Source organism: Microbacterium sp. B19 (assembly GCF_000333395.1).
Taxonomy (GTDB): Bacteria; Actinomycetota; Actinomycetes; order Actinomycetales; family Microbacteriaceae; genus Microbacterium.
In genome coordinates, this window is record NZ_BADA01000024.1 from 1 (window position 1) to 9,324 (window position 9,324).

General features: G+C 71.6%; 13 protein-coding genes. 7 read left to right on the forward strand and 6 right to left on the reverse strand.

Annotated features, from left to right (window positions below):
* Nucleotides 1–124 precede the first annotated feature (124 nt).
* Nucleotides 125–673 (forward strand): PIG-L family deacetylase, encoded by a 549-nt coding sequence (locus I5G_RS00535; RefSeq protein ID WP_026095535.1) that lies wholly within the window; start codon nucleotides 125–127, stop codon nucleotides 671–673.
* A 9-nt stretch (nucleotides 674–682) separates the two neighbouring features.
* Here the strand turns inward: I5G_RS00535 and I5G_RS00540 are convergent, their stop codons facing one another.
* The 4 genes from I5G_RS00540 to I5G_RS00555 all read right to left on the reverse strand — a co-directional run bounded on the left by I5G_RS00540 (nucleotide 683) and on the right by I5G_RS00555 (nucleotide 3,513).
* Nucleotides 683–1,813 carry a sensor histidine kinase gene (locus tag I5G_RS00540; RefSeq protein ID WP_051038550.1) on the reverse strand — a complete coding sequence of 377 codons (1,131 nt, stop codon included), beginning with the start codon at nucleotides 1,811–1,813 and terminating at the stop codon, nucleotides 683–685.
* Nucleotides 1,810–2,457: a response regulator transcription factor gene (locus I5G_RS00545; RefSeq protein ID WP_022877305.1), complete on the reverse strand. Its 648-nt coding sequence runs from the start codon at nucleotides 2,455–2,457 to the stop codon at nucleotides 1,810–1,812. Before I5G_RS00545 ends, I5G_RS00540 begins: the two co-directional genes overlap by 4 nt.
* Before the next feature lie 85 nt (nucleotides 2,458–2,542).
* Nucleotides 2,543–2,959 (reverse strand): organic hydroperoxide resistance protein, encoded by a 417-nt coding sequence (locus I5G_RS00550; RefSeq protein WP_022877313.1) that lies wholly within the window; start codon nucleotides 2,957–2,959, stop codon nucleotides 2,543–2,545.
* 77 nt (nucleotides 2,960–3,036) lie between these two features.
* Nucleotides 3,037–3,513 (reverse strand): MarR family winged helix-turn-helix transcriptional regulator, encoded by a 477-nt coding sequence (locus I5G_RS00555; RefSeq protein WP_026095537.1) that lies wholly within the window; start codon nucleotides 3,511–3,513, stop codon nucleotides 3,037–3,039.
* A gap of 104 nt (nucleotides 3,514–3,617) precedes the next feature.
* On the opposite strand from I5G_RS00555, the gene I5G_RS25620 reads away from it, so the two are divergent.
* Nucleotides 3,618–3,755 carry a hypothetical protein gene (locus tag I5G_RS25620; RefSeq protein WP_187288779.1) on the forward strand — a complete coding sequence of 46 codons (138 nt, stop codon included), beginning with the start codon at nucleotides 3,618–3,620 and terminating at the stop codon, nucleotides 3,753–3,755.
* Between the two features lie 10 nt (nucleotides 3,756–3,765).
* Here I5G_RS25620 and I5G_RS00565 read toward each other — a convergent pair whose 3' ends face one another.
* Entirely contained in the window at nucleotides 3,766–4,263 is a 498-nt protein-coding gene (locus I5G_RS00565; protein WP_022877306.1) for a hypothetical protein, read from the reverse strand.
* Between the two features lie 186 nt (nucleotides 4,264–4,449).
* Between I5G_RS00565 and I5G_RS19740 the strand changes: the two genes are divergently transcribed.
* The 4 genes from I5G_RS19740 to glmM all read left to right on the forward strand — a co-directional run bounded on the left by I5G_RS19740 (nucleotide 4,450) and on the right by glmM (nucleotide 7,687).
* Nucleotides 4,450–5,187: a CPBP family intramembrane glutamic endopeptidase gene (locus I5G_RS19740; RefSeq protein ID WP_187288780.1), complete on the forward strand. Its 738-nt coding sequence runs from the start codon at nucleotides 4,450–4,452 to the stop codon at nucleotides 5,185–5,187.
* 188 nt (nucleotides 5,188–5,375) lie between these two features.
* Nucleotides 5,376–5,822 carry a 50S ribosomal protein L13 gene (rplM, locus tag I5G_RS00575; RefSeq protein ID WP_022877308.1) on the forward strand — a complete coding sequence of 149 codons (447 nt, stop codon included), beginning with the start codon at nucleotides 5,376–5,378 and terminating at the stop codon, nucleotides 5,820–5,822.
* A gap of 24 nt (nucleotides 5,823–5,846) precedes the next feature.
* Entirely contained in the window at nucleotides 5,847–6,317 is a 471-nt protein-coding gene (gene rpsI / locus I5G_RS00580; protein ID WP_022877309.1) for a 30S ribosomal protein S9, read from the forward strand.
* 14 nt (nucleotides 6,318–6,331) lie between these two features.
* Entirely contained in the window at nucleotides 6,332–7,687 is a 1,356-nt protein-coding gene (gene glmM / locus I5G_RS00585; RefSeq protein WP_022877310.1) for a phosphoglucosamine mutase, read from the forward strand.
* 124 nt (nucleotides 7,688–7,811) lie between these two features.
* Here the strand turns inward: glmM and I5G_RS00590 are convergent, their stop codons facing one another.
* Complete coding sequence (locus I5G_RS00590; RefSeq protein WP_022877311.1) at nucleotides 7,812–8,741, reverse strand: Ppx/GppA phosphatase family protein; 930 nt, start codon at nucleotides 8,739–8,741, stop codon at nucleotides 7,812–7,814.
* A gap of 39 nt (nucleotides 8,742–8,780) precedes the next feature.
* Between I5G_RS00590 and coaA the strand changes: the two genes are divergently transcribed.
* A partial coding sequence (gene coaA, locus I5G_RS00595; protein ID WP_022877312.1) for a type I pantothenate kinase occupies nucleotides 8,781–9,324 on the forward strand: 544 nt, incomplete at its 3' end.

A 9,324-nucleotide genomic window follows, 5' to 3' on the forward strand; every position in this document is an offset into this window, starting at 1 on the left:
GGGCTCGAGTACGCGAAGGAGCGGAAACCCGCATCCGTGCCGCGTACGACCTCATGCGCGGCTCGTCGGCACCGTGGGATGAGCGCACGCTCACGCTCTCAGCGGCGCGCGTGTCACGCGATTCGTGCCGACCGATGAGCCCCGGCTCTCGATCACGGTGCTGCGTCTCCCCGACGGCGGCCTGAACGCGAAGGGTTTCGCCGCCACCGGCAATGCCGGGCTGACGCAGCTCATCAACGGCGAGGTGTCCGAACTCTCGCCGGTCGACGGCGCGCCGTCGTACGACCTTCCGCGTCTGACGGCGACGCTGGCCGAACTGCTGGGCGCCGCACAACCCGACCGCGTGAGCACGAACGTCCCGCACGAGAGCGCCTACGCGCGCGGCGATCACCCGGACCATTCGTGCGTCGGCTCGCTGGTGCGCGCGACCGCACCCGTCGTCGGCATCCCCCCGCAGGCGGTCTCGTACTACCTCGGCTACCCGTCCCAGGACCAGCCCGTCAACGTCACCGGTCCGGCTCTGGATGCCAAGGTCGACGTATACCGCACGTACGCGGCCGACGACCCGGTGGTGCGCTGCGCCGATTCGGCGACGTGCCTCGCGCAGCCCGGATTCGGTGAATGGCTGCGCCGGACGTACCCGAAGACCGAGCCCGAGCTGCGCCTGTCCTGACGACGGCCCTCAGCGCTCGGGTTCGCGGGCGGGGAGCTGCACCGCGAGGCGGAAGCCGCCGTCGGGCCGTGCCGTGGCGTCGAGACGGCCGCCCAGGAGCTCGGCCCTCTCCCGCAGTCCGCGCAGGCCTGCCGCGCCCGAGGGCAGCGGAAGGGCGGGGGCCGTGGGCGGTCCGTTCTCGACGAGGACCTCGATCGTCGTGGTCGACGTGCGCACGCTCACCCGCACCGGAGCACCCGGCGCATGCTTCCGTGCGTTCGTCAGTCCCTCCTGCACGGTCCGGTACACGGCGCGCTGCAGCGGAGGTGCGACGTCCGTCCCGAGGTCGGTGATCAGAGCGGCGGGCAGGCCGCTGTCCGCCACCAGGCGGGGGAGATCCTGGAGAGTCGGTTGCGGCTTGTCACCCAACGTGGGTGCGCCGTCGGCGCGGAGCACGCTCACCATCTGTCGCAGCTCGTCCAACGTCCGGACGGCCAGCGAGCGGATCACGCCGGCGGTGCGGCGGGCGTCCGGGTCGGTCGACGAGACCTGGAGGGCGCCGGCCTGCACGGCGATCAGACTCACCTGGTGGGACACCACGTCGTGCATCTCGCGCGAGAGCCTCGCGCGCTCCTGCCGAAGGACGTCCTGCTCGTCGCGGCGTCTCTCTGACTCCCGCGCCGCGGAGAGGTCGGCGATCCGGTCGCTCAGTTCGCTGCGCGTCCGGACGAGCGCGCCGAGCGCGATCGGGGTCGCGGCGTACAGCAGGGCGTAGAGGAGCGACGGCGCGAGGTAGTCGAGCTCGGGCAGCTGCCAGTCCGGCAGGAGGAAGCAGACGAACGTGACGACACCCGCCGCGATGAGCGGCGGAAGACGTCGTTCGCGCACCGCCACGGAATAGAGGGCGATCGGGGCGGCGACGGTCATGGCATCCACCACCAGTCCGGGGAGGACGAGCGCGAAGGCGACCCAGGGGAAGCGCCGGCGGAGGAGCAGCCCCGCGACCGCGACCGCGGCCAGAGCGATCTCGAACGGCGTCCACTCCGGCACCAGCACGATGACGTCGACGACGGCGGCGGCCGCCAGCGCGAGGTCGGTGACCACCGCGAACCACCGACGGCGGGTGAGCGCCGCCAGGCGTCCGCGGGAATCGGGGCTCATCGTCGGTCGCCGCCCCGGCGGGCGCGCTCCGCGATGAGCGCCGCCTCCAGACGCGAGGAGACCGACAGCTTCGCGAGGATCGCGCTGACGTGGTCCTTCACCGTCGCACCGCTGAGGTGCAGGCGCTTGCCGATCTCGGCGTTCGACTCGCCCGTCGGCAGGTGCTCCAGCACGTCGCGCTCGCGTTCGGTGAGGAGGGCCACGCGCTCGGCGGCATCCAGGTCGGGTGCGCCGACGTAACCGTCGACGAGCGTGCGCGAGACCTGCGGGGAGAGCACGACCCCGCCGGCGGCGAGCGAGCGCACCATCGCCGCCAGGTGTTCGGGGGGAGTGTCCTTGACCAGGAAGCCGGACGCGCCGCCCTGCAGCGCGCGAGCGATGTGCTCGTCGGTGTCGAAGGTCGTCAGGATGCCGATGACCGGGCGGTCCGGATCGTCGCGGAGGTCGGCCAGCACGTCCAGACCGCTGCGTCCCGGCATCCGGATGTCGAGGAGGACGACGTCCGGTCGTTCGTGTCGGATGACGTCGACGGCCTCTTCGCCGTCGACGGCGGCGACCACCTCGATGTCATCGGCCGCGCCGAGGATGAGCTCGAAGCCCGAGCGGACGAGGGCTTCGTCGTCGACGATCAGGACGCGGATCACGTCAGTCACCCTACGTCCGGGTCTTCGTGCGGAGATACGGAAAGGGGCGCCCCGTTCCCGGAGCGCCCCTTTCCGCGATCGCGGCTCAGTCGTCGGAGACCGTGACGGTGACCTCGATGTTGCCGCGCGTGGCGTTGGAGTACGGGCAGACCTGGTGCGCCTCGTCCGCGAGCTGCTGGGCCTGGTCGTGCTCGATGCCCGGCAGGACGACCTCGAGCAGCACGGCGAGCTGGTAGCCGCCCTGGCCGTTCGGGCCGATCTGGACGCGTCCACCGACCGACGAGTCCTGCAGCTTCACCTTGTGGCCGCGCGCGACGGCGTGCAGGGCGCTGTGGAAGCAGGCGGCGTAGCCGGCGGCGAACAGCTGCTCGGGGTTGGTGCCCGCGCCCGAGCCGCCCATCTCCTTGGGGACGGCGACGTCGAGGTCGAGCGCGCCGGCGACGACATGGCCGTTGCGCCCTTCTCCGGTCGACAGGGCTTCGGCGGTGTAGAGGACGTCCATGGGTGGGTTCCTTTCTCGGGGACGAACGGATGCCATGCGGCATGCGTGGGCAGGAGCGGGCGCGGTGCGCCCGTCGGTCAGGAGGCGCGGCCGCCGCCGACCGCGTCGATCACGGTCTGCGGGTGATCGCGGAGATCGCGCATCGCGACGGTCAGCTGCTGGAGTGCGCGGATCATTTCGTGGGCGCTCTCGGCGTCGGTGATGCCCGAGCCGACCGCGATGCAGCGCGGGACGTGGGCGAGTTCCTCGCGCATCGCCCGCCCCCGCGGGGTGAGCGAGACCGTCACGACGCGCTCGTCGTCGGCACGACGCTCGCGGGTGACATAACCCGCAGCCTCCATGCGCGCGAGCATCGGCGAAAGCGTGCCCGAATCGAGCTGCAGTGCGTCACCGAGGCCGCTCACCGTCTGATCGCCGTCGTTCCACAGCGTCACGAGGGCGAGGTACTGGGGGTAGGTGAGGTCCCAGGGGTCGAGGAGGACGCGGTACGCCTGCGTGGTGGTGCGGCTGGCCGCATACAGGGCGAAGCACACGAGGGAGTCGACGGCGGGCATGGGAAAACAATTGCACACAATTCAATTGGGCACAACTCAAATCGGATGCCGTCGACGAAGTCAACCCCTGATGTCTTCGACCCCACACACCCACCATGGGACCCATGACCCCCCGCAGCGACGCGAGCGCCGTCTCCCCGTCGGGCTTCCTGCCCGACGGGGATCGCGACGTCCTCGCCATCAACGGGCACCAATTCGACCTCGGCATCGGCAGCGCGCCGGGGCTCGCCGACCTCGCCTGAGCGGGTCGCGTCAGCCCTCGGCGCGCACGATCGTGCCGTCCGCGACCGACACCGCGACGGCGCCGGCGTCCGTGAAGGCGACCTTCCACGCCGCGTCGTCGCCGTTCTCGAGCGAGACCTCGTCGATGCTGCCGTCGCCGTCGTGCGCGGCGGCGGCCACCCGAACGGCGTCCGCGAGTGTGGTGGGTGCGGCATCCATCGTCGCCCGGTCGTCCGCGTCGAGATCGCCGTCGTCCCGGCGGCCGGTGGCGGTGGGGCCGGCCAGGTCGACGTCGACCTCCACGTCGCGGCCCGCGGCGGCGACGTGCACCTGCGCCGTGCCGTCCTCGATCTCGAGCTCGAACGCCCGGCCGCCCGCCTCCGATTCCGCGAGGACCACCGCGGAGATCACGGTCTCGTAGCCGACGCCCGCGGAGGAGGCGGCGCCGGGGGCGGAGCCGCAGCCCGCGAGGGCGAGCGAGAGGCCGAGGGTCGACAGGCCGGCGGCGAGAGAGCGGAGGGATGCCATGGCGCGAGGCTAGCGACGAGGGGGCGTCGCATCCGACTCGTTGCGTCGGCGTTCGCGATGTGTCAGGGGATCGGCCGCGCCGCGGGTGAGGAATCGGTGTCGTGCGGGTGGGAACTGCGGAATTCCACCGCTCGCTCGCGAACAGGGCGTCTTGCGGGTCGCGGGTCGACCCGTACGGTACCTGCCATGTCCGCGCCCGTCCGTTCAGCCCCCGCGCGCTCGCGTCGGCGCCCTCGAGCGTGGCGCGACGGCGGATCGAGTGTCGTGCGGTGGGGTACCGACCTCCTCGGCTGGTCCGTCGTCTCGCTCGGCGTGGGGGTGCTCGGGGCTCGAGCCGGTGCCGTTCTGCTGCCGGCGGCCGTGGCGCCGTTCGTGTGCCAGGGGGTGTTGTGGGCCGCGTTCGTGGTGCCGAGCGCGTGGGCCTTTCGCCGCTCGCGTCCGCGCGGGCTCCTGCGCTTCCGCGGGACGGATCTCCTGATCGGTGCGGTGTGGGGGGTCGTGCTCCGCCTCGCGCAAGGGGCGCTCGCGAGCGCGGCGGGCGGATCGGCCTGGCCCGCGCCCGTCGATCTCACCTCCGCGCCCTTCGTCACGGAGGCGATCCTCGCGACGACCGTCGCCCCCGTCCTGGAAGAGACGTTCTTCCACGGCGTGCTGCTGGTGTGCCTCTACACCGTGGTGCGACGTCTCAGCGGTCGCGTGGCAGCGGTCATCGCCGCACTCGCGGTCACGACCGTGCTCTTCGTCGCCGCCCACGGACTGGTCGCGCCGATGGGTCCCGCCGACACCGCGTCGCTCGCGCTGGTGGGCGCGGCCGCGGGGGCCTGCGTGTTGGCGACGGGGCGGTTGTGGCCCGCGGTCCTCGTGCACGCGGTCTACAACCTGACCGGCATCGCCGTGGTCGTCGTCGCCTCCGTCGCGGCGTGACGAGATCGTCGCCGTTTGGCCATGGCATCCGGATGCCGTAAGCTAACTCTTTGGTGCCCGCCTCACTGCGAGCGGGTTGCCCGAACGTGAGCCCTCCACCGGCTCGGTTACCCGGTCATCGACCGGAGAACCGACCACCGGAGCGGGATTCACGAACTCCTCCGTTCGATCAAGAAAGCAGCACTACTGTGACGCGCACTTTCACCCCCAAGGCCGCTGAGGTCACGCGCGAGTGGGTCGTTATCGACGCCACCGACGTCGTCCTCGGCCGTCTGGCATCGCACGCGGCGGCCCTCCTCCGCGGCAAGCACAAGGCGACCTTCGCCAACCACATCGACTCGGGCGACTTCGTCATCGTGATCAACGCCGACAAGGTCGCGCTCACGGGTCAGAAGCTCCAGAAGAAGATGGCCTACCGCCACTCGGGTTACCCGGGCGGCCTCAAGGCCGTCAGCTACGAGGAACTCCTCGAGAAGAACCCCGTCCGCGCGGTCGAGAAGGCTGTCCGCGGCATGCTGCCCAAGAACAGCCTCGGTGCGGCGCAGCTCAAGAAGCTCAAGGTCTACCGCGGCGCCGAGCACCCCCACGGTGCCCAGCAGCCCACCGCGTACACCTTCGACCAGGTCGCCCAGTAAGCGCCGCCGGATAAGGACGAAACAGTGTCGAACATCGACCCCACCAACTACAGCACCGAGACGCCGGCCGAGCAGTCCGTCGTCGCGGCCGAGCGCCCCGTTCTCTCGGTCCCCGGCGCAGCCGTCGGCCGTCGCAAGCAGGCCATCGCCCGCGTGCGCCTGGTCCCCGGCTCCGGCACGATCACGGTCAACGGCCGCACGATCGAGGACTACTTCCCGAACAAGCTCCACCAGCAGCTCATCAACGACCCGTTCACGGTCCTCGAGCTCGCCGGCGCCTACGACGTGATCGCCCGCATCTCCGGCGGTGGCCCCTCGGGTCAGGCCGGTGCCCTGCGTCTCGGCATCGCTCGCGCGCTCAACGAGATCGACGTCGAGAACAACCGCCCGGGTCTGAAGAAGGCCGGCTTCCTCTCGCGCGACGCTCGCGTGAAGGAGCGCAAGAAGGCCGGTCTCAAGAAGGCCCGCAAGGCGCCTCAGTACTCCAAGCGCTGAGTTCGACGCTCCGGATGCCTCTGTTTGGCACGGACGGGGTGCGGGGGCTGGCCAACGGCCTCCTCACCGCCGAACTCGCGCTGCACCTGGCCCAGGCGACCGCGGTCGTCCTGGGCCAGGGCCGTTCGGCGGAGGCGCGCAAGGCCGAAGGCCGCCGTCTCACCGCCGTCATCGCGCGCGATCCGCGGGTCTCGGGGGAGTTCCTCGCGGCCGCGGTCGCCGCGGGCCTCGCCTCCTCGGGCGTCGACGTGCTCGACGCGGGTGTCATCCCGACTCCCGCCACGGCGTTCCTGATCGCCGACCGTGACGCCGATTTCGGCGTGATGGTCTCGGCGTCGCACAACCCTGCTCCCGACAACGGGATCAAGATCTTCGCCCGCGGCGGCACGAAGCTGCCCGACATCGTCGAGGAGCGCATCGAGCGCGCCCTCGAGTGGGATCGGCTGCAGCCAACGGGCGCCGGCGTGGGTCGCATCCGCCGCTTCGCGGACGCCGAGGACCGTTACGTCGTGCACCTTCTCGGTTCGCTGCCGCACCGGCTCGACGGCATCCACGTCGTTCTCGACTGCGCGAACGGCGCGGCCGCCGGTGTCTCGCCCGAGACGTTCCGCGATGCGGGCGCGCAGGTGACCGTGATCGGTGCCGATCCCGACGGTCTGAACATCAACGACGGCGTCGGCTCGACCCACCTCGACGTCCTGTCCGAGGCCGTCGTCCGCCTCGGCGCCGACGTGGGCATCGCGCACGACGGCGACGCCGACCGCTGCCTCGCCGTGGACGCCCAGGGGAACGTCGTCGACGGCGACCAGATCATGGCGATCCTCGCCGTGGCCATGAAGGAACGCGGCGCTCTCGCGCACGACACCCTCGTCGCGACGGTCATGAGCAACCTCGGCTTGCACCGCGCGATGGCGGCGCACGGCATCCAGGTGAAGCAGACGGCCGTCGGCGACCGCTACGTCCTCGAGGCGATGAACGAGGGCGGGTACTCGCTCGGCGGTGAGCAGTCGGGCCACGTCATCATGAGCGAGTTCGCGACGACCGGCGACGGGCTCCTCACGGGGCTGCACATCGTCGCCGAGATGGCGCGGCAGAAGAAGACGATGGCCGAGCTCGCCGCGATCATGACGGTGTACCCGCAGGTGCTCGTCAACGTCCGCGGCGTGGATCGCGACGGCGTGTCCGACGACGTCGTGCAGGAGGCCGTGCGCGCCGCGGAGGCCGAGCTGGGCGACTCCGGCCGTGTGCTGCTGCGCGCGTCCGGCACCGAGCCGCTGGTGCGCGTGATGGTGGAGGCCGCCTCCGAGGATGTCGCCCGCGCCCACGCCGATCGCCTGGCCGAGGTCGTTCGCGAGCGCCTGTCCCTCTGACCCGCGGCCTGACCCGCGGCCCCGAGCCGGGTTTGGGGCGCGATTCTGCGTTCGGGGCGTGGATTTCACGCCCCGAACGCGGGGATGCGCCCCAAACCAGAGGACGCCGCGGCACGGAGGAGAGTCAGTACTCCAGCGACTCGATGTAGCGGAGGAGCACGCCCTCGCGGAGCGCCCAGGGCGAGACCTCGAGCTCGTCGACGTCCATCGCCTTCATCGCGCGCTCGACCACGATCGCGGCCGCGACGATCTGGAACGTACGGTCCGCGGTGATGCCGGGGAGCGCCTCGCGGGCGTCCGCGGGGATCCGGGCCAGCCGCGGGATCCAGTCCTTGAGTTCCCGGCGCGGCAGCACCATCCGGTCGATGCCCGACCATCCGGGCACGGGATACCCGGCCAGCTTCGCGAGCGAGCGGATCGCCTTCGACGAGCCGATCACGTGATCCGGGCGGGGGAGGGCGGCGAAGCGCTCGGCGACGGGGGCGAGGACGGATGCCGCGTGCTGACGCAGCGCGTCGATCTCATCCTCGCTGGGCGGATCGTGGGGGAGGAACTGCACCGTCGAGCGGCCCGCGCCCAGCGGCACCGACTCGGCGAGCTCGGGCAGGTCGTCGGCGCCGCCCGCGATCTCGAGCGACCCGCCGCCGATGTCGAACAGCAGGATCTGGCCGGCCGACCAGCCGAACCAGCGCCGCACGGCGAGGAAGGTGAAGCGCGCCTCGGTCTCGCCGCCGAGCACCTGCAGGGGCTGCCCCAGCACCTCCTCGATGCGGGCGATGACCTCTTCGCCGTTGGTCGCCTCGCGGACCGCGGATGTCGCCGTGGCGAGCAGCTCGTCGACGCCCTCCGCCTTCGCCCGCTCGCACGCCTGGGTCACGGCATCCACGAGGCCGGCGACGCCCTCGGCGGAGATCGAGCCGTCCGGCTCCAGGTACCGCATGAGGCGCAAGACCGAGCGGTGCGACGTCGTCGCGGTGGGCCGGCCACCCGCGCGCGCGTTCGCGACCAGCAGATGGACGGTGTTGGAACCGATGTCGAGTACCCCGAGTCGCACGCTCCGAGCGTATCGGGAGGCCGCGGGTAGCATGGGCGGGTGTCCGCTGCCGAGACCGCTGCTCCCGCGCCGTCGCTGAGCCCCTACCGCCAGATCGATCGCGCCGACTGGGCCCGCATGGCCGGCGGCATCGAGCAGCCGCTCACCGAGACCGAGGTCGTGCAGCTGCGCGGCATCGGCGACCGGCTCGACCTGCGGGAGGTCGCGGAGGTGTACCTGCCGCTCAGCCGCCTGCTGAGCCTCTACGCCCGCGCCACGCGTCGGCTCGGCGCCGACACGAGCGCGTTCCTGGGCGAACCGGATGCCACGACCCCCTTCGTCATCGGAGTCGCCGGTTCCGTCGCGGTGGGGAAGTCCACGATCGCGCGTCTGCTGCGCGAGCTGATGAGCCGCTGGCCCGACACCCCGCGCGTCGAGCTCGTGACCACGGACGGCTTCCTCTATCCCAACGCCGAGCTCGAGCGTCGCGGCCTCATGGACCGCAAGGGCTTCCCCGAGTCGTACGACCGTCGCGCTCTGGTGGAGTTCCTCAGCGAAGTGAAGTCGGGCGCGGAAGAGGAGCGGGCGCCGTTCTACTCGCACG

Bases quoted from the DNA above. Each gene is read 5' to 3' on its own strand.
- I5G_RS00565 (WP_022877306.1), bottom strand. From the start codon at position 4,263: ATGGCATCCCTCCGCTCTCTCGCCGCCGGCCTGTCGACCCTCGGCCTC.
- I5G_RS25620 (WP_187288779.1), top strand. From the start codon at position 3,618: ATGACCCCCCGCAGCGACGCGAGCGCCGTCTCCCCGTCGGGCTTCCTG.
- I5G_RS00550 (WP_022877313.1), bottom strand. From the start codon at position 2,959: ATGGACGTCCTCTACACCGCCGAAGCCCTGTCGACCGGAGAAGGGCGC.
- I5G_RS00555 (WP_026095537.1), bottom strand. From the start codon at position 3,513: ATGCCCGCCGTCGACTCCCTCGTGTGCTTCGCCCTGTATGCGGCCAGC.
- I5G_RS00540 (WP_051038550.1), bottom strand. From the start codon at position 1,813: ATGAGCCCCGATTCCCGCGGACGCCTGGCGGCGCTCACCCGCCGTCGG.
- I5G_RS19740 (WP_187288780.1), top strand. From the start codon at position 4,450: ATGTCCGCGCCCGTCCGTTCAGCCCCCGCGCGCTCGCGTCGGCGCCCT.
- glmM (WP_022877310.1), top strand. From the start codon at position 6,332: ATGCCTCTGTTTGGCACGGACGGGGTGCGGGGGCTGGCCAACGGCCTC.